Raw genomic sequence first — 26,290 nt, 5'->3', positions numbered from 1 at the left:
AGTTATTTAGTTATTAACTTAATTGTCTACTCTAGCAATAATTAGGATACACTAAATTAATCAAAATAACTATTCCCCGCTCAAATTTCGGTTTCTAAAATTTTTTTAGCCTCTACAAGTCGTTGCTTATCTTCTTCACTTAAACTGGGATATTGGAGATTTAATGCCTTTAATTTATTGCAGATAATATCCGAAACAACTAACCTTGTAAACCACTTACGGTCTGCTGGAATAATGTACCAAGGTGCATATTCAGTGCTAGTATTATTAAATATTTGATTATAAGCCATCATATAATCATTCCAAAAACCACGCTCACGCACATCACTAGCTGAAAATTTCCAATTTTTTTCCGGTGATTCAATTCGTTCTAAAAAGCGTTGTTTCTGCTCTTGTTTAGACACATTGAGAAAAAATTTCAGAATAACAATTCCATTATTTACCAAATATTTTTCAAAATTATTAATTTCCTCAAATCGCTGCTGCCAGATTTTATCACCACTAGGAATATAGGGCAATTGTTGTTTTTCTAGTATTTCTCGATGTACCCTAACTATTAACAATTCCTCATAATATGAGCGGTTAAATATACCAATTCTCCCCCGTTCTGGTAAAGCCTTCATTGACCGCCATAAATAATCATGATCTAGTTCTTCATCACTGGGAGATTTAAAACTAAAAACTTGGCATCCTTGGGGATTAATTCCAGACATGACGTGCTTAATGGTACTATCTTTACCAGCAGCATCCATGGCTTGAAAAATTATTAATAAAGCATAGGTATTTTGAGCATAGAGAACATCTTGATAATTAGCTAGTTCTTTAATCCCTGCCTTGAGTTTTTTTCTCGCATCGGCTTTTTCATGAAATTCAGCTTTATAACTGGGGTTATAATCATCCTGTAAAGAAATTTTCACCCCAGGATAAACAATAAAAGGATCATGATTCATTGGTAATTGCACTTTTATATTGGGATATTGCTGAATTAAAATTATACCTAAACTTAGCGGTGATAACGAATTACTTCCCTCGCAATGAGAAACATTCCTGTCACACCTAAACAAACACACAAAATATATTGATACCAATATTTATTTATTTGTTCCAGATAATTAATGTGGGGATTGAAGGTATTGATGTAGAGTAAAAGTATCACCATCATCAGCGCCCCAAACCCGACAAAGGTTAAACCAATATAAATTCTTGCGGGTTGCAGTTCAAAATCATTAATATCCTTAATATTAATTTTCGCTAAATCTTGCATAAATTCCTCTGCAAAAACAGAAGCAGCTGGCAATTTCTGCCGGATGTTTGGCGGTGAAAACCGGATGATTACGGCTACAGTAGGACGACGTAGCGAACCTTCAATGTCTCGTAACAATTCTAAGGTTGTACGATTATTTGTAGCAGTTGAAGTGGTAGCTTTGCGTTCAACTTCCATATATTCCACGCTTTAGCTTAATTGATTGCTTAATTAATTATATTTTAACCAACTTTGGGGGTTAAAGTTCCCTGCTTCTACAAGCAGCGTGTTTTGCGTCGGGGTAAAATCCCCGTTGCAAAACGTAATTCTAAATTCTAAATTCTAAATTCTGCATTCTTTTAAGTCTTGTGGTGCGGGCATCTTGCCCGCTAGACTGATAAAAATTAAATGCACAACAGCTTAACTATTAAGAATCTGCTGACTGTAGTTTTTCCAGTCTTGCTAACACTTCTGCACTGTGAATGTTAGGATTCACTTTGACAAAAGTATCCCGTAAAACCCCTTGAGGATCAATAATAAAACTGTGTCGCATGGATAAAAAGCCAATCCAAGAACCATAAGCTTTACTAACTGCGCCATTAGTATCAGCTAATAGGGGAAATTTTAACCCTTCAGAATCGCAAAATTCCGCATGGGAATCAATATCATCGGCACTGACACCAATAATCTGGGTATTTTTTTGCAGATATTTAGGTAAGTCTTGTTGAAAACGTCGTGCTTCGATAGTACAACCAGAGGTGAAATCTTTGGGATAAAAATATAAAACCACCCACTGACCACGAAAATCAGTAAGGGCAATTTCACCATCTCCTGTGTTAGTAGGTAAGGTAAAATCGGGTGCTGGCTGATTAATTGCTGGTAATTTACCACCCAAAGCCGCAGCTGTGGGGGTAAAGTTTAACCAACTAATCACAGATAAACAACTAGCCAGTAATATGCTGATCAAACTGCGTCGAGAAATCATTGTTATTCACCAAAATCATCACTCACTTCACATAAGTTAACATTTTGGATAGTTGTTATTCCGATTCTGAATTAGATATGACAGAATTTTCTGCATTTTCGATATATTGACTATCTATGAGGAAATTACCCCTAGCAAAGCGTATACCCCAGTATCCGCCAGGGCGACGGTCAATAACTATACCCTCTTCGCCAATGCTAACTACATTGGGAGGGCGTAACATAGGCATGGGGTCGGCGGTTTTGATGTAAGGTGGTAGAGCGATGACACGGACTTTACTACCAATGGGAAATTCTTGAGACATTTTCAACTGGTTAAGGTTAACTTACTTTTAATAGGTGTTTTCAGATTCTATCAGTTCTGATTTTTGCCGAATGTCAACCATAAATAAACTCAATTATCTCTCATTTTGTTAATTTCCATGGCTTTTGTATTACCTAATTCATACAATTTCTTACCTCGGTTCTATCGGTTAGCAAGTGTTAGTATGCTTTCTAACATGATGATACCTTTGGCGGGTTTAGTGGATATTGCCTTTTTAGGACATTTGGCAGATATTCGCCATTTAGCTGGGGTGATTTTAGGAACTATCCTATTCGACTATTTATACCGAGTTTTAAAGTTTATGCGGTCTAGTACCAACGCGCTAACAGCCCAAGCAGCGGGACTTGATCAACCTCAAGAAGTTTTACTAGCGGGATTACGCAGTGGTTTAATAGCTTTGATGTTAGGTTTATTTATTCTGCTGTTGCAATATCCCATCCAGAAATTTGGTTTTTTTGTGTTGAGTGGTTCTCCAGATATTGAAGCTTCTGGAGTTGATTATTTTAATGGGAGAATTTGGGGCGCACCTGCGGTTTTAATCAATTTTGTACTGTTTGGTTGGTTTTTAGGCCGGGAAATGAATGGTGTCGTTCTATTGATGTCTATTGTAGCTAATGGTGCTAATGTTTTGCTTGACTATCTCATGATTGTGAAGTGGGGTTGGGAAAGTATGGGTGCGGGTTTGGCTACTGCTTTAAGTCAGTATTTGGGTTTATTTGTTGGTTTGCTGGGGGTAGTTTTAACTATTCAATGGCAGGTTTTTTTAGCTGCTATTAAAGAATTGTTTGACTGGGTAGCTATTAAGAAAACTGTGGTGTTAAAAAGTAATATTTTGATTAGATTTTTAGTTTTGATTTCTGTTTATTCTATTTTTACTAATTTAAGTGCAGGAATGGGAAAAACAGTTCTGGCTGAAAATGGGTTACTTTTACAAATTGCACTTTTAAGTCAGTTTACTGTCCAAGGTGTAGGCGTGACTACACAAACTTTGACTGGTAATTTTAAGAGTAAGGGAAATCAAGCACAGATGATACCTTTGCTGATTGCATCTATATTATCAGCTTTGGCGATCGCCCTCATTTTTGTTTTTATATCAGTTGTTTTTCCCGAACAGGTTTTTGGACTATTAACTAATCATCCAGAAATTAATAACAATATCACTGATTATACAATTTGGTTGTTACCTGTTTTAGTAATTACAGCAATCACATTTATGTTGGAAGGTTATTTTATCGGTTTGAAGGAAGCTGTAATTTTACGAAATGCCGTATTATTAGCTTTCTTCATTGGTTTTACCCCTCTAGCGCTCGCCGCTTGGTACTTCCAAAATAACCATCTGCTTTGGGGAACTCTTGTTTCTTATATGGCAACTCTGATGGTGGTTTTGGCAGTACAAGTACCTCAAACTTTGAATCATAGCAGTGAGAAAATCAAGGAATTAAATTCAGGGGTTTAGCACGGCTGAACCCCCACAGGATTATTTATTATTACGTTGTTGACGACGTAACTCTCTATTCTGTTTCATTTCCTGGAGTTGTTTTAATTGTGCAGGAGTAAGAACAGCTTCCATTTGCTGTTTTGATGACTCTTTAATTTCCTGCATTTTAGTTTTTTGTGCTTCAGTTAAATTCAACTCAGCAAAGGCATTTTTCTTCCAACCTCTTTTTCTACCTTGAGAAACTTCATTTCGACGCTCCTGCATCATAGCTCTTAACTGTTCTTTTTGTTCTGTAGTGAAAACTTTTTGCATTTCTGCACGAGCATTACCACGAATTTCCATAATTTTATTTTTTTGTGCTTCCGTGAGTCCTAATTTTTCCCAACCACCTTTTTGACGATATTCTTTACCAGGTTGACGGGAAGGAGACGCTTCTTGTGCTTGTGCTATAAAAGGAGTTGCAGTTAAAGTTACAGCAAATGCAGCAGCTATTAATGATAATGTTTTGACTTTCATAAAATTACCTTGTTTTTTCTGGTTGGATGTCACTATCATAGACAATCATCTTCACAAATCACATGAGGAGAAAGTCACATCTTAACCCATGACTTTAGTCATGTTCTCAGTTTCCATAATCTATAACATAATACAATTGACTTTTGACCTTTAAATTATTATGTCTCGTCCTATTCAATTTAATAATCATCCCTTTCGGTTTCTGCTTTATTTAGAGTGGGTATTACTAGGACTTTCAGCATCAGTAGTAATTATCTCCCCTCCATCAACTCGTTTTCCAGTACAATTTCCAGAATTAACTATTATTAGTTTAATTATATTTGGTTTCATGGGTTTAAGATTACCCACGAGTAATAACGTAGCTAAAGTTATATATACTGCATTGGAAGTATTATTAATATTAATTGCTGGTTATTCTGGGGGTAAAATTGCCAGACTTTTTCCCTTTTTCTATTTAATTTTAGTCACTCGTAGTTGTTTGATTTTTAAACTACCAGGTCGTTTAACAATTACTTTATTGTCTTTTATTTTATTCTTATTCACCCTCAGAGAACGCCTACCACCCCATCGTTTACCACCAGCAGCACAAGAAAGATTTAGGTTCTTTAGTTTTGTATTCACTGTTTTATTCGCTTTGGGTTTAGTGTTTGTATTATTGTTAATGAATGCCGTATTATCTGAACGGGAAAGTCGAGATAAATTGGCCAGCGCTAACGAAAAACTCCGTCAATATGCCCTACAAATTGAAAATCAAGCTACCTTAGAAGAACGTAACCGCATCGCTAGAGAAATTCATGATTCCCTGGGACATTCTTTAACTGCTTTAAATTTGCAACTAGAAACTGCTTTAAAACTTTCTAAATCTGATATACCCAGAGCTATGACATTTTTAGCAACAGCTAAAGAACTGGGTTCAAAAGCTCTCCAGGATGTGCGTCAATCTGTTTCTACTATGAGGACACAAGCTTTACAAGAAAAATCTTTGGCAAATTCTGTTGGTATTTTAGCAGCAGATTTTCAACATTCTACTGGTGTTTTAGTTAATTGTCAAATTGACTTAAAAGACCCTGTTCCCATAGAAATGAATACCCCCATTTATCGGATAATTCAAGAGTCAATGACAAATATTTCTAAATATGCCCAAGCTTCAACTGTTAATCTAGAATTAATTAGTGATACAGATAGTATTCAATTAATTATTGAAGATAATGGTAGAGGTTTTAATATAGAGCAAAATACCACTGGTTTTGGTTTACAAAGTATGCGCGATCGCACCTTAGCATTAAATGGAGAATTCAACATCATATCTGCTCGTAACGCTGGATGTAAAATTAAAGTTGCAATTCCTTTAAATAGGTAATTGGTTTATGAATCTCCCCCTCTTCCTAACTTCTTGAACTTCTTCAAAAATTATGATTAAAGTTTTACTGGTAGATGATCAAAGTTTAATCCGTCAAGGTTTACGAGCATTATTAGAATTAGAAACCGACTTAGAAATAGTTGCAGAAGCAGAAAATGGAGAAGTTGCCATTAATTTAGTAGAAAAATTCCAGCCTGATGTCGTCCTCATGGATATGAGAATGCCAATTATGGATGGAGTTGCTACTACAAAAGAAATTCAAAACCGCTTCCCAGAAACGAAAGTCTTAGTCTTAACTACTTTTGATGATCAAGAATATGTTAAAGCTGCATTAAAAAATGGTGCAATGGGTTATTTACTCAAAGATACACCCTCAGAAGAGTTAGCCGCTGCTATTCGTGCAGTGGAAAAAGGATATTCTCAACTTGGTCCAGGTATAGTTAATAAACTCTTAACTCAATTCCCACCGAATACAACCAAGCAAATATCAAATATCCCCCCAGGTTTATCAGAGTTAACACCTAGAGAAAAAGAAGTATTACAACTAATTGCTACAGGTGCTAGTAACCGAGAAATTGCCCAGACGCTTTACATTTCTGAGGGAACAGTTAAAAATCATGTTACAAACATCTTAAATCGTTTAGACTTGCGCGATCGCACTCAAGCAGCTATTCTGGCAAATACATTTTTATCCTCTTTATGAGAAATCCAGGTTTAAAAGTTTTGATAAAAAAGAGTATATTTTTTGGCGTTGCTAATAATTTAGGACTTACTCTTACCTATTCTCATAGGTATGACGAGTGCTAACACGTATATGATTTAAATACTGAAAATAATAAGTAAATATTTGTATCTTTTTTCATGACTAACTAGGTTTAGTAAGAATCATTACTGATCATAATTTTACTACAAAGAATCTACTTATTTATAGTTATTTTTTTTATTTTTATCAAACAAAAAATACTGACAAATAATCATATTTTATAAATAAAAGTCTTGCTATATATACTTTACAGACCTAAACATATAAATGAGTATTTGTTTACATAAGCTTATCTTATTTTAACCATAATCAAAAGTAATTTCAGTATTTGTACGGTGTTATATTAAACTTTCATCCAAGATAATAAAGTCATAAGTAAACAAGGATTAATCAAAACAAAAGCATAAATTGAAACACTTACAGGATTGCAAACATCAGCATTAGACACAACAACACAAGCAAATTAGATTTTACTGATGGGAGTAAAGACATTGATGATCTAAATTAAATTGAGGTAAATATTAATTATGTCAGAAACACTAAGACCACAACTCGGAGATTTCAGCAGTATTGTTTGTTTTAAATCATTAATTACTGGCATAGAAGATGTTTTAGGAGAAAAAGCCACAGCCATTGCTCTTATTGCAGCTGGCAGAACAAGAGGCAAAAAACTAGCTGAAAGTTTGGGTTTATCAGGAGGTTTAGACTCTTTAGATCAAGCACAAGCTCAGTTATCCCAAGCATTAGGTAAAGAGGGAACTAGACTTTGCATCATTAATAAAATTATTACAGAGGGTGATACGATTAAAGTATATACATCCGAAACCGTTTGTTCCGCAGGTGAAGCACCAGATTCTCAACGTAAATGTACCTTTACATTGGGTGCAGCTTGGGGAGCATTAGAACAAATACTCGGCCAACGATTCCGGGGAACACATACTGATTCTGTACTCAGAGGCGGTACTTACGATGTATTTGAATTTACACCAATGTAATCATAAAGTCTGTACCTTCAAATTACAGATTTCAAACTTATTCAAATAAGAAAAAACCTTCCTCATAACAATCAAAATAGAAGTACCAGGAGAATAAATTATTATGGCAATTAACACAGAAAAACTGGGTATGGTTTTGCAAAACTTTGTAGCTTCTACAACAGATGTTCAAGGTGCAGCACTTGTTACTCCCGATGGTTTACCTTTAGGTGCAAGTTTACCCGGCGGAATGGACGAAGAAAGAGTATCAGCAATGTCAGCATCTATGCTTTCTTTAGGTGAAAGAATAGGTTTGGAACTAGCCAGAGGCACAATTGATCGAATCTTTGTAGAAGGAGATCAAGGCTTTGGTATTCTAACTGGTTGTGGTGAAGATGCCGTACTACTAGTTTTGGCTAGTGCAAAAGCTAAACAAGGGGTATTAATGTTAGAAATTAAACGAGTTCTGACAGAACTAAAACTAATTTTAGTCTAAATACTCCATATCAAAATCACAGGTAACTTAATGAAAAAGTTCCCTTACAGACAGAGAAAAAAGTCCAGCTAGGGAACTTTAAACCTCATAGCAACAGCCTGTAAATCTGTAAATAATCTTTCATTAAGGAGCATAGTTCAAGAAGTGAAACATCACTCATTAGTGGTTTATTTATGGAGTAAATAAACATGGAGATTATGCGTTTAATTGTCACAGGATCAGTAGGAGCAGGAAAATCAACTTTTATCAGATCCGTCAGTGAAATTGAAGTAGTAGATACAGATACCCGTGCCACCGATGAAACAGCGTTATTAAAACAAAAAACAACAGTTGCCTTTGACTTTGGACGCTTACAATTTGGACCGGATATGGCGTTACATCTGTATGGTACACCTGGTCAATCTCGCTTTGATTTCATGTGGGATATTTTAATTCGTAAAGCTCATGCCTATATCGTATTAATAGCAGCCCATAGAGCCAGAGAATTTCGTTATGCCCGTAAAATTCTCAGCTTTATGGAAGCCAGAGCAGATATTCCCATGATACTTGGTCTTACCCATACAGATTCTCCGGGAGCTTGGTCAGAGGAAGACGTGTACTTGGCAATGGGATATGTAGAAGAAGAAGCAAGACCTCCCATGGTCAGAGTTAACCCTAATGAAAGAGACTCCGTAGCTGAAGCTGTAATTGCTCTAGTCCAACATTTAATGGAAAGTTGTGCAGTTTAATCTAAGCTATGATTTCTCTTTTTTTAAGAAAACTTTCTCACCAGAATAAGTATTTTTGGAAATTAAATTTCAAAGATCCATTATTCTCATCACTTTAATATTTTAATCCTTGCATACAGGAGGAAAATTATGACTATCACTGGTAACTTCGCCGATTTTTCCCTACCAGAATTACTCCAGTTTTTAGACCAAGGGAAAAAAACCGGAATCCTTTACATTGAATTTTGCTCAGATGAAAATAATAAATCTAAAAAGCAGATTTATTATATTTGGCTACATCAAGGTCGTGTGGTAGCTGCTTCTGAAAGGTTAGATAAACAAGGTTTAACATTAATGATTGCCCAAAGGGGTTGGATTAGCGAACGAGTAATATCTAGAGTTACCCAAATTTCTTCTTGTTTTATTAACTCGCCACTAGGATTATGTTTAAAATCTCAGGGACTGCTACAATCAGAACAACTAAAACTTTTATTTAATGCCCAAGTTTTGCGTCCTGTTTGTGCATTATTCCAAATTAAAGATGCTCTGTTTAAATTTGAGCCAATACCAACATTACCTATAGCGGAAATGACTGGTTTGAGTATGTCTGCAACAGAGGTCATATTAATTGGTTTGCGTGCGTTGCGAGAGTGGAGTGCTTTAGAAGAAAAACTCCCAGATCCCACTTCCGGTTTAACTGGTTTAATGGTCAGACAACCCAAATTACATTTAAATGCTCAAGAATGGCAAGTTTGGGAATTTGTGAATGGGCAAGTTTCTTTACAGCATATTGCTAATCAACTGACAATCCCCATCGCAACTGTACAACAAATTGCCTTCCGATTGATAGTAGTGGGTTTGGCAGAAGAGTATTTTATGGTTGCTGCTGCACCAAATTCTTTTACTCTAGAAGATCCTCTTTCTCATCCTACTGCTACAATTTCTTTTCCAGAACCATTGCAGGAAAATGTATCTGTAAGTAGAAGTACAGAAAAGTCAGACAAATCAGATAAACCAGAAAAGCCTCCTGTTAGCCAATCTTTCCTAAAAAGTTTAGTTGGTTTTTTAAGAAGTAAAACAATTTAATTAACAAGGACTATTATGACTATCGAACCTACCGCTTTTATGTCCAAAATGGAAAAAAGAATTGGTTTTACCCCTGAAGATAAATCTGTTCTTAATTCCCATGCAGATTGGGGTCAAGGAATTGCTTCCACAATGGCTGATCACTTCTATGCTTATTTAGGACGTGATGAAGAAATGAGTGCCATATTAAAAGAAAAAGAAGGACGAATGCACCGCCTCCACGAAACATTTATTCAATGGTTTCATCAAATGTTTACTGGCATGGATAATTGGGGTAAAGAATATGCTGATTGTCGTTGGCATATTGGACTTGTTCACGTCAAAATCGGCATTGCACCTCAGCACGTAGTTCCAGCTATGGCGGTGGTTGTCCATGAAGTTGGTAAACAATTAAAAGTTGATGGTAAATCGGATGAATTACAGGCGGCTTTAGGTAGAATTTGTATGATTGATTTGGCTTTTATTGAGCAAGCTTATGTAGAAGTTTCCTCCTCTGCTGTACTGAGAGAAACTGGCTGGTCAGAAGCTTTATTTAAACGTCTTATTGCTACTGGTGCATCTTCTATGTAGAAATCAGGTGACAGGGAACAGGGAACAGGTGACAGTGCTAAAAGCCTTTCATTGTCTAAGTTTTAGTGTTAGTTAATGCCCTAACCGCCTTGTCTACATATAAATATTTTTTCTCAAAACTTGTTGTCTTGATACTCAAAACGGCTTAATTATTTGATTCTATAGATAGGAGTTTAGCAGTGCTAAACCCTTACACTTCAAGGTTTTTCATGATCTTGCAAAAGTCCATTTCCCAACCGTGTTTAGTATAGCAATAAAATCAAATGCCCTGGTATATTACCGGGGCTTTTTCTTTGGAGACAGGGAAAGATTAATAAGCCAATTACCCATAACAAATCTCAATTAAGTACCTGGAGAAATAGGAATAGTAAAATGAAATTTACTACCTTGATCCTTGCCAGCAGACTCTGCCCAAATTTTGCCATTCCAGCCTTTGACTATCTGCCGACAAATAGCTAGACCTAATCCAGTCCCGCCAGCAGTCCGTCTTAAAGCTCCCTCTTCTTGATAAAAGCGGTCAAAAACTATTTCTAGACGGTTGGTTTCAATACCTCGTCCAGTGTCTGCAACGGTTACTTTTACCATTTGATGACCGTTACGGTGGGCTTTGATGGTAATTTCTCCTTGGGAGGGTGTAAATTTACAAGCATTGTCAATGAGTTTTGCTAGTACCTCTACTAACCAGTCACCATCAGCTTTGATTAATGGTAAAGTGTCCGCAAGTTGAGTTTTAATTTCTGGTATATTTTCCGTTGATGCTCGTGTACGGACTCTGCTCAGGGATAATTCTACACATTCTTGTAAAGTTAAAGATTCTGGATGCCATTCCACCCGACCACTTTCTAAGTTAGAGAGGGTGAGGAAATCTTGTACCAGTTTTCGCATTCTTTCCGAGTCAGAAAGGGCGGTACTCAGCATTACCTCTCGTAACTCTAGGGGCATATCTGGTTCAGTGGCTAGACTTTCTAGACAAACTTGAATGGTAGATAGGGGGGTACGTAGCTCGTGACCTGTGATAGCGATGAGATTACGACGAGTACGATCTAAGGCTTCTAGCTGTTGGTTGAGTTCTTCTAAATTAGCAAAAGCTTCGGCTTGAATGAGGGCGGCACTGATTTGGTTGGCGATCGCCTTGACTAAATCTAATTCCCCTGGTTGCCAAGCTGAGGTGGGTGAATGACAATAATGTAATTCTACAATTCCAATCAATCGTCCTTGGGAAAATACAGGTTCTATTAACCAAGAGCGAATGCTAAATTTTTTAACTATCAAGGAAAGTGCAGCAGAATTTTTCACCCGTTCATCGGTCAGAGTATCAGCAATACAAACCCCTTCACTGTGTTGTGTGATTTCTTGAAATAAAGGATTGTTGCCTAACTCCCAAGCTTGTCCTTGGACAGACATCACACCGGGATTCAAAAATTCATGTTCAATGATAGCTTGATCATCAGTAGCTTGAGCGCGATAAATTAAACAACGATCTGCGGCTAGGTGTTGTCCTAGTTCTTGAGCAGCGATTTCTAGAACAGCTTGTGGATCAAGCGATCGCCTAATGGCCATACTGATGGAATTGATCAACCTTTCTTTCCTGGCCTGAGCAGTAATAGAACGATAGGCTTTGTGTAATTTATATTGACTAGCTTGCAAGTAAGTTACCAATCTCTGTACAAAAGGGTCAGTATCAATATCACCAGCATATCCACTGGGTATTTTTGCCTTTTTAGAGTTCTTGCTAGTTTTACCTATGCCAAACCTTTGGCGTACTTGATTAATTTTTTCCGCTAAATCTGGCCGATAAACCTGAATTCTTGCTAATAATAATTCTGCGGCTTTGAGACTAACACCTCTGTCCGAAGTCCAAATCCCTTCAAATCTTCGCGCCGTATCCATATCTAAACCAGGGGTGTTTTCTGGTATTTGCTTATTTTTAGCGATTGAACCTTGGCTTTCTTGACACACCAAACAGGTAGCATAGTTATCAGCAATTACTACTAAATGCCACTCTTGACTTAAAGCATCATCTGGTTCAAAAGCTACTTTTTCATAGTCATCGGAGCTATGAGCAAACTCTGTTTCTGGTGCAGATAATACATATATTTGATTACTTCTACGGGAAAGGCGTTTGTAGCGATGAGCTTCTTGACGATAGAATCGCTCTCGCTGAAAACTAGCAATAATCAGCGGGCCGTCCAAGTTAGTCGCTAAAACCTGATCTTCCATGGCATGGGAAAGAGCAGTTAGTGAAGCCTTGAAATATAACTGAGGCCGTAAGTAAGGTAGTGACTGTAGCAAATCACTCAACACAGAAGTCGAAATGCTCATGAATATCGTTAAACGCCCAATTTAGGGAAGATCCACTTTTTAAAAGTATTGTATAGCAGTCAGCAGTCAGCATTTAGCTTTTTTAAACTCCTATCTGATAGCGTAGACTGGCGCAAGCCGTTCAGGGTTTGAGTCTTTCAGGTGATTTTAATTACCGATACAGCTGCTATCAAAATTAAAGTTGGGGAAGAAGTAATTGGTAATTGGCAATTGAAACAACCTTTAGCTATCTTACCCATTAATTATCACCATTACCCATGACTATTCCTCAATTTTCGGGCTTGAAAAAGCACCTGTCCAGATATTAACCCAAAAAATACCCCCTCAGTTTGAGTAATAGTTCCAAAAAACATAGACAAATATCTTATGCCTTTCATTTGCCGGGAATAACCCCGACGGGGCGAACTACAACGCCCCCTATCCCTAGACTAAAAGCTGTCGGGACTACTTTACGTAAAATATTCAAACTACCATTGACATCAGCATGAATCAATAAACCATTACCTGCTCTATAAAGTTTAGTTTTGATTCTGCGACCACTAAATTTAACTTCTTTCGAGTCAACTTTGCCATAAGTAGGAATCACATCTTGGTCTAAAAAAGAAGCTACACTAGTGTAAGACTCCTCAGAAACCAATACATTTATCCCCACTAATTTCGCTTTATAACTCAACTGCTGTACAAACCGAGTATGGGGAATACAAACAAAGTTTTGATTATTTCTACTGCCCAAATTCCCATTCTGTTTCCACAATGGATTTTGACCTATTACTAAAGTCCCAATCCCACACTTGACTAAATGGTTAATAATTAAGCGACTGGCTTTATGCAGATAATCATCTACTCGAAAATTCCGTTTTTTAGTTAAACTTTGTAGTCGTTTAGAGGTCTTTTGATGTGCAGGTAGTAAAGATTGTAAATTGGCTTTTCTTTGATTATAATAACGATTAATTGATTTGATAATCCGCCCGGAAACCAGAACTGGTATAAATCCCGGCTGGTTTGATGTTAAGGTTGCTAGATTATCTATGCCTAAATCAATCGCTGCTATGGAATTAGGGTCTAAACCATAATCTGTTTCCTCTTTTTCATAGACAACTTCTACTACATAATGGTCAATCTTGGGGACAATTCTTACTTGATTGAGATAACAATAGTCTACTTTTGTAGGAATGTGAATCTGTGTTTGTGACAGATGAATCAACCCAGATTTCATTTGGGGTTTACTCACTGCTTGGGCTGTGTAAACTAATAAATGTCTACCTTTTTCTTTGTGTTTATATTTGGGTAATTTCGGTCTACCTAAAAATTTAGATTTATCTGAGGCATAAGCTGTAATTGCTGCAAAAAAACTTAACCAGTTGCGATGTAATCCTAATAATACTTGTTGGGCAACTTTCGCTGGTAAGGCCTGGTATGGTTCTGTCCCTTTTAATTGTTTTGCTAAACAATTGTAGTCAAGATATTTTTGAGTAAAGATGAAACTTTGGCGAATATGGAAGTTAGCATAATTGTAGAGGTTTTTGGCAGCAAAACACAATTTATCAATCTCCTGATAATGGGGATGATTTCTTTGAATGATATGCCGCTCGACTACTTGCATACACTAGCTAGTTTCTATGAATATTCGCCCATATATACTAACATATCTTAGATCTGATAATGCACAAAATTCTTGCTCAGTTCTCTTTGCACAACAGCTTATGAGTTATTTTAGCTGACTTCTGTGTGATTAATGACTAGAGATGACTATATTTGTCTATAAATTCGGCGAAGTTTACTAATACCGACTCTAAAAAAAATTTTAACTAAATATCACCTTGAGTATTTTCTATCTATGGTATCTCCTAATGATGATGAGTGAATAAACCTCTCAAAAACCATGAAATTCCAGGCTTGACTTGAGATACAAAAGGTATAGATTTATAGAAATTTGGTGATTGGTGATTGGTGATTGGGCAATTGTCCCTATTTCCTCATTTTCCCATTTTGACCTTTCTCCAGTCTCGTCCAATATAGGGAAATTTGGCTATGAAACCGGATATGTTGATGACCCCAGATAACATTGTCCTCGATGGCAAGACTTTTATTCCCGCAGTACAAGTACCTATTCCAGAATGGCCTTGTGTAGTTAGTGAAAGACAATATCCCTCTTTGACGGTTAAAGATGATGATTTATTTTTAGTAACGGATACAATAGGGAATATTTCCGGGTGTTCCTTGGAGGATGGAAATCCCAATATGGGGTTGTTTTGTGCTGATACCCGGTTTCTAAGTCGTTTAGAGTTGCAGATTAATAGGCGATCGCCTGTTCTATTAAGCAGCACCGCTGATAAAGGTTTTGCTTTATCTGTCTTATGCACTAACCCCAAATTTGACCATATTAAAGCTGATACTATCGGTATTCGGCGAGAAATGGTACTGAATGGGGCTTTATTTGAAGAAATAGAAATTGCCAACTACAGCACCAATAACATCAGCTTTGAAATTAGTCTCAGCTTTGATGCGGATTTTGCAGATTTATTTGAAGTCAGAGGTCATCAACGAGAAAAACGAGGTCAATTATTACGACTAGCAGAGTCTGAAAACAAGGAAGAATTACTGATATTAGCTTATCAAGGTTTAGATGGTGCGGTGATGGAATCACGGATCAAATTCCAACATCAACAACCAGATCATTTTCAAGGTAATACTGCTATTTGGCAGTTAAATTTAGCTGCCCATGAAAGTAAAATACTCGGTTATCGTTTGCAGAAATTAACTAATAATCAGCCTAGTTCTGGTGTTAATGCTGCCACAACGTTGGCACAAGCAAAAGCTTCTGAATTAATGGAAGAGCAAGATTGGGGACAACAAATTACCCAAATTAGAGCCGATAAAAGTCTTTTTAATCGCGTGATTGAAAGAGCAGAACAAGATCTGTATTTGTTACGCCAATCTTTTGGTGATCATAAAACTGTTTCCGCTGGTGTGCCTTGGTTTTCTACATTATTTGGTCGGGATTCAATTATTACTGCTGCCCAAACTTTAATGTTAAATCCAAAAATTGCCCAAGAAACTTTGAGTTTATTAGCAGAATATCAAGGTAAAAAAGAGGATGATTGGCGAGAAGAAGAACCAGGAAAGATATTACATGAATTGCGGTTTGGGGAATTAGCAAGATGTCAAGAAATACCCCATACCCCATATTACGGAACAGTGGATGCAACGCCTTTATGGTTAATGTTGTATGCTGATTATTATGCCTGGACTCATGATCAAGAAACCCTAGAACAACTGTGGAAAAATGCTTTATTAGCAATGGATTGGATTGATAGAAATTTAGAAAAAACAGGTTATCTTGGTTATTTACGTAAATCAAAAGGTGGTTTAATTAACCAAGGTTGGAAAGATTCTGGAGATTGTATTGTCAATAAAAAAGGAGAATTAGCTGAGGGTACAATTTATCTTTGTGAAGTCCAAGCTTATGTCTATGCGGCGAAAATTAAATTAGCTGAAATTGCTAAGATGAAAAAGCATCTCGATTTAGCAGAAACTTGGATAGAAGAAGCTAAAAATTTGAGAGTGAGATTTAACAAAGATTTTTGGATCGAAGATCAAGATTTTTGTGCTTTAGCTTTAGATGGGGAAGGAAATCAAGTAGATAGTATTAGTTCTAATCCTGGACATTGTTTAGCTTTAGGAATTTTTACCCCAGAAAAAGCCTATAGTGTAGCCGAAAGATTAGGCGCACCGGATATGTTTAATGGTTGGGGAATTAGGACTTTAAGTAGTTTATCACCGGCTTATAATCCCATGGGTTATCATATTGGTTCGGTGTGGCCACATGATAATTCTCTGATTGCAATGGGGTTGCGTTCTTTGGGTTTAATTGATCAAGCTTTGGAGTTATTTCAAGGTTTATTTGATATGACTTCTCAACAGTCTTATCAACGGCCACCAGAATTATTTTGTGGTTATGAAAGGAAAGGAGATAATGCACCTGTACATTATCCTGTTGCTTGTTCTCCCCAAGCTTGGGGTACAGGTAGTATGTTTCAATTGTTGCAAATGATGGTGAATTTAGTTCCAGATGCTCAGAATAATTGTTTACGAATTATTGACCCAGCTTTGCCAGAATCAATTAATCGTTTATCGTTGCATAATTTGCGTGTTGGTGCGACGATTCTTGATTTAGAATTTGAGCGAGTTGGTAGTACAACTGCTTGTCGAGTTGCTAAGAAAAGGGGGAATTTACGAGTTGTAATTGAAGCTTAGATTGTTGGAATTAGGATTTTTAGGATGTGAGGATTTTCAGGATTTTAGGATGTAGAGGATGAAGGGAAATATATAATCAATGCTGGTGATCACATTAATGGAAGTGGCTCACTAAATAGGGTTTGCTGTTCGCGGAGCGTGGCGTAGCCATAAAAGTCTTGTCGTGGAGACAGGTGACAGGTGACAGGTGACAGGTGACAGTTTCAAGAGTTGGATGGGAACTATTTTTCCTTGAAGCAGGAATTAAATGCAAGGTTTTTCAGTTCTCACCTCATCAAAGCTTGCATTTTTTGAAAGTCAAAATCGCTAAAATCGTTTACCTGTAATGTTTTGAGATTTATTCAGCAAGCCCTAAATAATGATGCAGATCAATACCATGTTATTAAGATATAATTTAAACTTGGGATATGAAATGCGATCGCTTTTCTGTAATCATGAAAAATAGACAGTGATAGGGAAGCTAACCGAAAGTATCGCGCATCTAAAATCAACAAATAATTGTAAGGGTTTAGCATTGCTAAACCCCTACTTTTTGGGTATCTTTATATAGTGTGGTGCCTAGAAGTATGCGATCGCCTATAATAAAAACGGGTCATAATTTCTAATTTATATGAAGTTAGAATTTGAATGGGATTATAACAAAGCACAAATAAATTTTGATAAACATGGAGTAAATTTTGATGAAGCAAAAACAGTATTCGATGATCCGTTGGCTTTGATACAGCACTTCCCGCTGTTATGAGGTACAGTTAGTAATAATAAAAAGATAATTTTTTTATGAAAGCATATTCAAGATCCTGTGCAGGGGAATTTTTATGGTAATGACTTGAACCTACAGCAAATTGCAGATCAATGAGGTACAGAATCTAAATTGAAACCTATACACAAAGCCAGTTTTACTCCTGACTCCTGACTCCTGAATTCTGCTGTAAGTTAACAGTCACTACCCCTACTTCCCAGCGCCAATCAAATTCTGACTAGAATTACCCTTATTTTCATTAGCTAAACTCTCCACAGTAGAAATCAATTCATGCTCCAAATAAGGCTTAGTTAAATAAGCTGTTGCACCTAATTCTTTAGCTAATTGACGATGTTTTTCAGAACTCCGGGAAGTTAAAATCACCACAGGTTTTTTCTTCCAATCTTGATGTTGACGGATGTGAGTTAATAACTGAAAACCATTCATTTTTGGCATTTCTAAATCAGAAAGTACCACTTCAATTTCTGGATGTAACTGTAACTGTTCAATCGCTTCTACACCATTTTGTGCTGAAAATACTTGATATCCAGACTTTTGTAGAGTCATTACCAGAGTTTGGCGAACACTAATAGCATCGTCTATAACTAACACCACTGTAGGTAATTTATGACTAACTGCTACAGGAGTAGATTTAGATTCCTTGTTATTGATAGGAGTAGATGCTAACAGCAGTGGGGTGGATGATACTTCTTCCGCAACTGGTAAGGCTTGTTTTTTATGTTCAGCAGCTATAGGTAGAGTTCTAAAATCAAGTGTGGCTTCCATTTGTTGAGCATCTATCAACATTGTGCCATCAATAACTAAAATCAAATTTCCATTAGCTAAACTACTACAACCGTAAATATATTTGGGAGGAAATATCGCACTTCCTAAAGGTCTAATTACTAATTCTTGTTCACCAATAATTTGGTCAACTTCCAAACCTAAAATCCCATTATTACGTCTGAGTAAAAGCACGGGATTTTTCATTATTTCTGTATCAGCGTTTCTGGGAATATTGTTTAAATAGTTGATACCAGAAATTGAGCCATTATAATACATTAAACTCGCAAGTTTAACGAGGTTAACAACCATTTCTTCTTCACCAGAATGCCAATAGAGAATTTGTTTACCTTCAAATTCTTTAATTTGTTGTTCGGAGGGAATGAGGATTTTTTCAATACTATCTAATAGTAAAGCGTAAACAATACCCCCGGACTGGACTAGCATGAGTTTATCTGTGGTCATAGAAAAGGGTATTTTGAGTGTAAATGTTGTTCCTTGATTGGGGAATGATTGGACTGAAATTACCCCATTTAAAGATTCTAACTGACTACGGACAATATCTAATCCCATACCTCTTCCAGAAATTTCACTCACTTTTGCAGCGGTGGAAAATCCTGGTGAAAACATAAGATCAATTAGTTCAGATTCGCTGGGAGAATGATAGTAATTTTGACCGTGATTATCATCTGGTAATAAATTTAGTTCTATAGCTTTTTTGTGAAGAGTATCTAAGTTTAAACCTTTACCATCATCTCTAACTTCAATAATTGTGTGACTTCCTTGATGATAAGCACAAATTTCGATTAAACCTTGTTCCTTTTTACCCAGTTTTTGACGAATTTCTGGTGAATCAATCCCGTGATCAAAAGCATTACGAACTAATTGTAATATGGGATCATACAATCTTTCTGCTATAGCCTTGTCTATTAAAACCTGTGTACCAGTCAGTTTTAATTCTACATTTTTGGCATAAACATTACCTAACTGACTTACCATTTGTGGGAAACGATTTAAAATTGTTCCTAAAGGTAGCATTCTTGCATCTGCAAGGTTATCTATAATGTTCAGAGTTAAATTATATTTTTGATCACTAATATCTGTGGATTTTTTAATTAACAAGTCTAAAGATTCTGCGGTTTCTTGTAGTTGTAAAGTTTCCTCTATTGCTTCATTTAATGTCAAATTGAATTCTGTATAGACATCCATTTCTAAAGCATCAAACTGTACAGAAGCAACTTCTTGGGTGGTGGCAACGATAAAGTTATTACCTTGAAATTGCAAATCACATAATTGTTGTAAAACACCTTGGTGTTGGCTTAATTTTTCACTTAGTCGCTCAATTAATTCAACTATTTGATCATCATATAACAAGCGTCGTTTTTGATAAATCAGCAATTCTCCAGCCAGATAATTAAGACGTTCTAGTCCTTCTACATTTACACGTACAAATGTAGATTGTTTGGTATTTTTATAGGTAGATGTTTGATGTTTCTCCTCCGCGTCTCTATGTTTAGTTTCTGTGTCATCATTGATGATTTCATAGGCAGTTCCAGATGTAGTTGTAAAGGCGCGATCGCTAACTGCCGATGAGGTGATACTTTCTAAATAATGATCATTTTTAATATTCTCTGCATTCAGATCATCTCCTAAATTAATTTCTGCGGTTTCTTGGTTAGATAAATCCTGCTCTGCTTCTGAAACAGGCTCTCCTCCCCAGATTTCTTCTACTAGATTATAGTCGGTGGGTGTAGATATATCATTTGATTTTTCTGCTACAGATATTTCTTTAATTGTTAGTAATTCTTGTAACTTAGGACTATCTAACCATTTTTTCTCTTCCTCTGTAACGGGAGAGTATTTTTTATATTGTTTACCTACTTTACGAATTTGTTTTTTCAGGGTGTTGATCATCCTCAGTGCCTGATCATTTTTTTGAATTGCATATTCAAATTCAGCTACAGCGAGGAGAATTATTAAAACCACACCCCGGCGATAAAGACACAAATTTTCTTGATCTTCTTGAGCTTTGATAAACTCTAAAAATTGTTCCAGCCAAATTAGTAAATAATCTTCTGAGTGATCTAGATCATTGGGTGTAATTAATAAAGCCAGACTGAGTTTTGCTTCTGGTATTTCTCTTTGGTGATTAAACCAGCCAAAAATATAGCGAATTACTTTTAAGTAAAATTTAGCGTTTGCTGGTTTTAAAGGGTTATTATTTTTGTCATCTGCTGTAATGAGAAAGTGATAAAAATCTGTAGTAATACTAAAAAACTTATTAACAAATTTATTATTAGTATGGACAATTTCTAGTTGTTGTTTGGGAACTGTCACTAAGGAGCTAGTATTAGAAGTAATCTCTGGCTGTTCTTGTGGCTGCTCTTGTTTACTTTTAGCAAATGCTTTTAAAGCTCCGGAAGGTGAACCCCCGGATGTGCGATCGCCAGCTAAAACTGCTATTTGTGCGGCTTTTAAGTCAGCTAATGTTAATTGTGCTACTTGATGTATTTCCTGGGGATTAGCTAATAAGGCGACTATAGCTGTATCAGCTAGTTCTTTTAAACCAGGCAAATTTAAAGATTCTGATAACCCTATAAATACCTCAGCTTGAGAAATTAAAAACTCTTGTAAATCCTGATCATTAAGGGAATTATCAATTGCTTCGGTAATACTCTCTATTCTCTGGGTAACACCTACCTCAAATATGGATTGAACAATATCAAATCCTAATTCTTCCGCCGTAGGAATATGTTCTTCAGCCCCAAAAGCATCACCTAATTTAGTTTGTAACTGTGCAAATGCTGTGGTGGCTCGTTGCAGAATTTCTTCTTGATTAAGATTACTTGATGTTAATTCAGATGAAACTGAAAGTTGCAGACATTCATAAGCTTCTAATAACAGAGTTTGTAGTTCTGAATCAACAACTACATCAGGACTATATAAGGCTTTAAAGACATCTTCTAAAGAATGGGCGATCATTTTGATTGTATCTAGCCCCACGGTAGCCGCTCCCCCTTTAATGGTGTGAGTCGCCCGCATTAAGTTATGAACTTTATTCTTACTATGGTCTTCTAAAAAGCCAAATAAATCCTGTTCAATAGCTTGTAATAATTCCGGTGCTTCGGCCAAAAAGTAGGCATGACCTTGTTCACGAATTTCAGTATCTGTAATCATAATTTTTTCGATTTTAACTTTAGTAATTATTTAAAATTGGTTTAGTAATTAGAAACCAGTGACTGCTAATCACCAATTACCAATTACCAATTACCAATTAATTATTTGACCTTGAATTTACCAGCAGTTGTGAGTAACTCCTGCGCCATTCCTGATAAGCTTTGGAAGACTTGAGCAATTTCTTGAGATTCACCGAAGGTTTTATTAGCAATAGCCGCTACATCATTCATTGATGTTGTGACTGTGGCTGATTGATCCATTTGTTTTTGGGTAGCTGCGGTAATACCTTCAATTAGTTGGCTAATTTCCTCAGTAGCTGCAACGATGGCGTTTAAGTTTTGACGGGTTTCACTAACTAAGTTTGTCCCTTCTACTACTTGCTGAATACCTGTTTCCATGGCTACGGCAACTTCTCCAGTTTCAGTTTGAATTTCTTGGACTAATTTTTCAATTTCGATGGTAGCGGCTGCGGACTGGCGAGATAATGAACGAACTTCATCGGCTACCACGGCAAAGCCTTTACCATATTCACCAGCACGAGTGGCTTCTATGGCTGCATTTAAAGCTAGTACGTTGGTTTGGGTGGCAAAGTTGCTAATCAAGTTAACTACTTTAGAGATTTTCTGTGATGATTCACTCAAACGTTTAATTTTCTTACTGGTTTGAGCTACGGTTTCGCGAATGGCCTGGATAGCATTTACTGTTTCGTTCATGGCGGTATCACCAGAGTCTACAGTTTTGTTAGCCTGTTGGACTGCAACTTGTACCAATTGAGCGTTAGATGCTACGGCTTGGGTAGAATTTACCATCTGTTGAATATCTTCTAGGGCTTTAGTGATTTCGTCAGATTGGTTTTTGGCTAAATTGGTTAATCCCACTAGGGAAGAACTACTGTTAACGGAAGTTTGAGCAACTTGCTGGGAAGAAGTTTGTACTTGAATAACGATCTGTTGGAGGGCTTGCAGAGTACCGTTGTAAGCATCGGCAATTGTTCCTAGTTCGTCTTCGGTGATGGGGGCGCGGACTGTTAAGTCACCACCGAGTGCCGGACTAATGGCTCTCAGTAACTGAATAGAGCGTTGTTGCAGTAATTCTTTGGCGGCTTTTTCCCGTTGGGCTGCTTCTGAAAGTTTGGATGATTGGGTTTCTAATTGTTTGAGGTATTCTGCTTGTTGTAAAGCTAGTCCTAGTTGATCACCTAATCTGGATAATAGGTTAGTTTCAGATTCTTCCCATTCACGGGGTGCTGTGTTTTGATAAGCCGCTAATAATCCCCAGAGTTGCTCACCAATGAGGATGGGGGCGATGATATAACCTCTAGCTTCATATTTTTCGATAATTTCTATGTAGCAAGGGTCTAGGGTGGAGGTATAAATATCTTCAACTACTAGGGTGTCACCTTTTTCATAACGTCCACCTTTGGCATTTTGTAGACAAGGATCGTCTAAGGTGGTTTTAAAGTCTGGCCCGACTAATTTCACCCAACCTTTGCCTACTGATTCGGCGACAAATTCACCACCCCAATCTGAGGTAAATTGATAAACTACTGTGCGATCGCATTTGAGGATTTGTCGTAGTTCTTGGGTGGTGGTTTTAAATATCTCTTCTACGTCGTTAGATTGACGAATTCTGTTAACTATCTTCGTAAAGGTTTTTTCTTGTTCCGCTATTTGAGCTAGTTCTTCAGATTTAGATTGTACTTGTTCGATGTAGTCTATCTGAGATTTGGCTAAACTAATTTGCAGTCCAATCTGTTCTAAAAAGTTGACTTCTCTAGGTTGCCATTCACGAGTACCTGTGTTTTGGTAGGCTGCCAATAATCCCCATAGTTTTTCTCCGTAAAATACGGGAACTATCATGTAAGCTTTGGCTTCTACTTGCTCTAATATTTCTAAGTGACATTGAGCATGACCAGCTTGATAGATGTCGTTAACTACAAAGTTTTCACCTTTGGCATATCTACCCCCTTGGGTTTCTTGCAGGTGGGCATCTTCCCAAACCATGTTAAAGTCTGGTGTGGCTACTTTTACCCATCCACTACCTACAGATTCGGCGACAAATTTACCACTCCAGTTGGGTAAAAATTGATAAATACCGACGCGATCGCACCTTAAAGCCTGTCTAACTTCTTGGGTGGCGGTTTTGAATATTTCTTCTAAGTCTAAGGATTGACGGATGCGGTTAACTATTTTGTTGAGGATTTTTTCTTGCTCTGCAAGTTGTCTGATTTCTTGAGATTGATTCTGGACTTTTTGGATATAATCTAACTGTGATTTAGCTAGACTAAATTGCCAGCCTATTTGTTGTACAAAGCTGATTTCTGATTCTCTCCACTCCCTTGATCCTGTGTTTTGATATGCTGCCAATAATCCCCAGAGTTTTTCACCAAAGAAGATGGGGACTATCACATAGGCTTTCGCTTCAAATTGTTCTAATATGGCTATGTGACAGGGTGCTAAACCAATTTTATAGGTGTCGTTAACTACAAATGTTTCGCCGTTGGCATATCTACCACCTTTGGTATCTTGGAGATAGGTGTCATCGAGGACGGTTTTAATGCCAGGCCCGACTAATTTTGTCCACCCTGTACCTACTGATTCGGACACAAATTCACCGCCCCAATCAGGTGTAAATTGATAAACTGCCACGCGATCGCACCTTAAAGCCTGACGTACTTCTTGGGTAGTGGTAGCAAAGATTTCGTCTACGTCTCTGGACTGACGAATCTTGTTAATAATACTACTAATTGTCTTTTCTTGTTCGACTCTTTGTGCCAGATCAGTAGTGTAGTCTATTTGCGTTTTTGCGAGGTTAAACTGTAAGGCTATTTGACTGAGAAAGTTGATTTCTGATGTTTGCCATTCACGGGGATTTGAGTTTTGATAAGCTGCTAATAATCCCCACAATTGATCACCGAAGAAAATAGGAACGGTCACATAGGCTTTAGTTTCAAATGTTTCTAATAGTTCCAAGTAACAGGGAGTAATGTTTTCTTGATAGATGTCATTTACCCAGAGGTTTTCACCTTTGGCAAATCTTGCACCTTTGGTTTCTTGGAAGTATGTATCTTCTACTAAGGTATTGATTTCCGCACCAACCAGTTTTACCCATCCAGTTCCTACGGATTCAGCAATAAAGTTACCACTCCAATCTGGATTAAAACGATAAATGGCGACGCGATCGCATTTGAGTGCTTGACGTGCTTCTTGGGTGGTAGTTTTAAAGATATCTTCTAAGTTGGAAGATTGGCGAATCCGGTTAACTATTTTGGTGAGGGCTTGTTCTTGTTTGGCAATTTGTGCTATTTGATTTGATTGTTTTCTGAATTTTTCTAAATATTCACCTTGGGAAATAGCTACACCAAATTGCAATCCTATTTGAGTTAAAAAGCTGACTTCCCAATCTTGCCATTTTCTAGCTCCGGTGTTCTGATAAGCTGCCAATAATCCCCATAATTTTTCTCCAGAAAAGATCGGAGCAATCACATAGGCTTTGGCTTCAAACTGTTCTAAAATATCAATGTGACACTGAGCTAAACCAATTTTATAGGTGTCGTTAACTACAAATGTTTCCCCTTTGGCATATCTGCCACCTTTGGTTTCTTGCAGGTGGGTATCTTCCCACACCATTTTGAAGCCTGGGGTAACAACTTTTGTCCAGTTATTCCCTACGGATTCGGATACAAATTGTCCACTCCAGTCATGGTCAAAACGGTACACACCGACGCGATCGCATTTGAGTAGTTGTCGGACTTCTTGGGTGGTAGTTTGAAAGATTTTATCTACGTCTGGTTGTTGTAAAATCTTGCTAACAACTTTGGCTACTGATTGTTTGGCTAAGGCAGATTGTTGGATCTCTTTTTGTAATTCAAAACTCTGCAATCTGTAGGTTATTTCTGTACTAATTTGCGAGAGGAGGGTAATTTCTGCTTCTTGCCATTGCCGTTCTGATCCGCAGTTGTGGATAACTAATAATCCCCAAGGTTGATTATCTATCAAAATTGGCAAAGTTAAACTAGCTCTAACTTGGAATTTATCTAGTAGTTGCTTTTGATATGGGGTAACTTGAATTTGATTAATGTCATCTATGGTAACTGGTTCTGTGTAGTCTTGATCTGTATATAACCCAAATAAAATAGCTGGGAGATTTTCACCTAATGATGGTGTCCAACCTGTGGTTCTAGATTCAGCTAAAACTGTTCCAGTGTCAGAGTTATTAAAACTATAAATTAAGACGCGATCGCCACCTACTTGATCCCGAATTTGTCCTACTGTTACTTTTAATACGGCATCTAAATCGGGAGCTTGTCGCATTTGGGATGTAATGTATTGAAAGCGTTGCCTCCAAATTTTAAATTCCTGGGCAATTGTACTAGGTGTATAGCTTTCTCTGCGATTTTCTCCTACAATACCGTTCGATTTTTCTGATTTTTCTGTATCAGCGAATATATTTCCTCTATCTTCATTACTTTGATATACGGTTGTCATAGCTCTTTACCTCAATACTTTTGCAGTTAATAATACATTGAACTTCTGATGGCTACTGATGAA

19 protein-coding genes are annotated in these 26,290 nt (G+C 37.0%); 10 read left to right on the top strand and 9 right to left on the bottom strand.

The window, feature by feature from the left end:
• Positions 1–80: 80 nt before the first annotated feature.
• From WJM97_RS05470 to sipA, 4 genes are all read right to left on the bottom strand, one after another.
• Positions 81–950 (bottom strand): polyphosphate kinase 2 family protein, encoded by an 870-nt coding sequence (locus WJM97_RS05470; RefSeq protein WP_353933114.1) that lies wholly within the window; start codon positions 948–950, stop codon positions 81–83.
• A 53-nt stretch (positions 951–1,003) separates the two neighbouring features.
• On the bottom strand, positions 1,004–1,441 hold the full coding sequence (locus WJM97_RS05465) for a hypothetical protein (protein ID WP_353932029.1): 438 nt from the start codon (positions 1,439–1,441) through the stop codon (positions 1,004–1,006).
• A 229-nt stretch (positions 1,442–1,670) separates the two neighbouring features.
• Entirely contained in the window at positions 1,671–2,228 is a 558-nt protein-coding gene (locus WJM97_RS05460; RefSeq protein WP_353932028.1) for a peroxiredoxin, read from the bottom strand.
• Between the two features lie 55 nt (positions 2,229–2,283).
• The gene (sipA, locus tag WJM97_RS05455; RefSeq protein WP_353932027.1) at positions 2,284–2,532 is read right to left on the bottom strand and encodes a regulatory protein SipA; all 249 of its coding nucleotides are present in this window, start codon (positions 2,530–2,532) and stop codon (positions 2,284–2,286) included.
• 117 nt (positions 2,533–2,649) lie between these two features.
• Between sipA and gntT the strand changes: the two genes are divergently transcribed.
• Positions 2,650–4,008 (top strand): guanitoxin biosynthesis MATE family efflux transporter GntT, encoded by a 1,359-nt coding sequence (gene gntT, locus WJM97_RS05450; RefSeq protein WP_353932026.1) that lies wholly within the window; start codon positions 2,650–2,652, stop codon positions 4,006–4,008.
• 21 nt (positions 4,009–4,029) lie between these two features.
• Here the strand turns inward: gntT and WJM97_RS05445 are convergent, their stop codons facing one another.
• A complete protein-coding gene (locus tag WJM97_RS05445; RefSeq protein WP_353932025.1) occupies positions 4,030–4,506 on the bottom strand; it encodes a P pilus assembly/Cpx signaling pathway, periplasmic inhibitor/zinc-resistance associated protein in 477 nt (158 codons plus the stop codon).
• Between the two features lie 160 nt (positions 4,507–4,666).
• Here WJM97_RS05445 and WJM97_RS05440 point away from each other — a divergent pair, with 160 nt between their 5' ends.
• From WJM97_RS05440 to WJM97_RS05410, 7 genes are all read left to right on the top strand, one after another.
• Entirely contained in the window at positions 4,667–5,866 is a 1,200-nt protein-coding gene (locus WJM97_RS05440) for a sensor histidine kinase (protein WP_353932024.1), read from the top strand.
• Between the two features lie 52 nt (positions 5,867–5,918).
• A complete protein-coding gene (locus WJM97_RS05435) occupies positions 5,919–6,569 on the top strand; it encodes a response regulator transcription factor (RefSeq protein WP_353932023.1) in 651 nt (216 codons plus the stop codon).
• Between the two features lie 587 nt (positions 6,570–7,156).
• Positions 7,157–7,624, top strand: a complete 468-nt coding sequence (locus WJM97_RS05430; RefSeq protein WP_353932022.1) for a hydrocarbon-binding protein — start codon at positions 7,157–7,159, stop codon at positions 7,622–7,624.
• 103 nt (positions 7,625–7,727) lie between these two features.
• Complete coding sequence (locus WJM97_RS05425) at positions 7,728–8,099, top strand: roadblock/LC7 domain-containing protein (protein ID WP_353932021.1); 372 nt, start codon at positions 7,728–7,730, stop codon at positions 8,097–8,099.
• A 188-nt stretch (positions 8,100–8,287) separates the two neighbouring features.
• Positions 8,288–8,827 carry an ATP/GTP-binding protein gene (locus tag WJM97_RS05420; protein ID WP_353932020.1) on the top strand — a complete coding sequence of 180 codons (540 nt, stop codon included), beginning with the start codon at positions 8,288–8,290 and terminating at the stop codon, positions 8,825–8,827.
• Between the two features lie 129 nt (positions 8,828–8,956).
• Entirely contained in the window at positions 8,957–9,892 is a 936-nt protein-coding gene (locus tag WJM97_RS05415; protein WP_353932019.1) for a DUF4388 domain-containing protein, read from the top strand.
• A 15-nt stretch (positions 9,893–9,907) separates the two neighbouring features.
• On the top strand, positions 9,908–10,462 hold the full coding sequence (locus WJM97_RS05410; protein WP_353932018.1) for a protoglobin domain-containing protein: 555 nt from the start codon (positions 9,908–9,910) through the stop codon (positions 10,460–10,462).
• A gap of 342 nt (positions 10,463–10,804) precedes the next feature.
• Here the strand turns inward: WJM97_RS05410 and WJM97_RS05405 are convergent, their stop codons facing one another.
• Together WJM97_RS05405 and WJM97_RS05400 are read right to left on the bottom strand one after the other, a co-directional pair.
• Complete coding sequence (locus WJM97_RS05405; protein ID WP_353932017.1) at positions 10,805–12,784, bottom strand: DICT sensory domain-containing protein; 1,980 nt, start codon at positions 12,782–12,784, stop codon at positions 10,805–10,807.
• 373 nt (positions 12,785–13,157) lie between these two features.
• A complete protein-coding gene (locus tag WJM97_RS05400; protein WP_353932016.1) occupies positions 13,158–14,387 on the bottom strand; it encodes a transposase in 1,230 nt (409 codons plus the stop codon).
• Between the two features lie 428 nt (positions 14,388–14,815).
• On the opposite strand from WJM97_RS05400, the gene WJM97_RS05395 reads away from it, so the two are divergent.
• Positions 14,816–17,041: an amylo-alpha-1,6-glucosidase gene (locus tag WJM97_RS05395; protein WP_353932015.1), complete on the top strand. Its 2,226-nt coding sequence runs from the start codon at positions 14,816–14,818 to the stop codon at positions 17,039–17,041.
• A gap of 610 nt (positions 17,042–17,651) precedes the next feature.
• Positions 17,652–17,783, top strand: coding sequence for a BrnT family toxin (locus WJM97_RS05390; RefSeq protein ID WP_353932014.1), 132 nt, complete (start codon positions 17,652–17,654; stop codon positions 17,781–17,783).
• A 207-nt stretch (positions 17,784–17,990) separates the two neighbouring features.
• On the opposite strand, the gene WJM97_RS05385 is transcribed toward WJM97_RS05390, so the two are convergent.
• Together WJM97_RS05385 and WJM97_RS05380 are read right to left on the bottom strand one after the other, a co-directional pair.
• Positions 17,991–21,740 (bottom strand): hybrid sensor histidine kinase/response regulator, encoded by a 3,750-nt coding sequence (locus WJM97_RS05385; protein ID WP_353932013.1) that lies wholly within the window; start codon positions 21,738–21,740, stop codon positions 17,991–17,993.
• Positions 21,741–21,841: 101 nt separating this feature from the next.
• Positions 21,842–26,227, bottom strand: a complete 4,386-nt coding sequence (locus WJM97_RS05380) for a GAF domain-containing protein (protein WP_353932012.1) — start codon at positions 26,225–26,227, stop codon at positions 21,842–21,844.
• Positions 26,228–26,290 lie beyond the last annotated feature (63 nt).

It is taken from the genome of Okeanomitos corallinicola TIOX110 (assembly GCF_038050375.1).
Lineage (GTDB): Bacteria > Cyanobacteriota > Cyanobacteriia > Cyanobacteriales > Nostocaceae > Okeanomitos > Okeanomitos corallinicola.
Note: the sequence above shows the minus strand (reverse complement) of the source record. Positions and strands in the feature narration are given on the sequence as shown.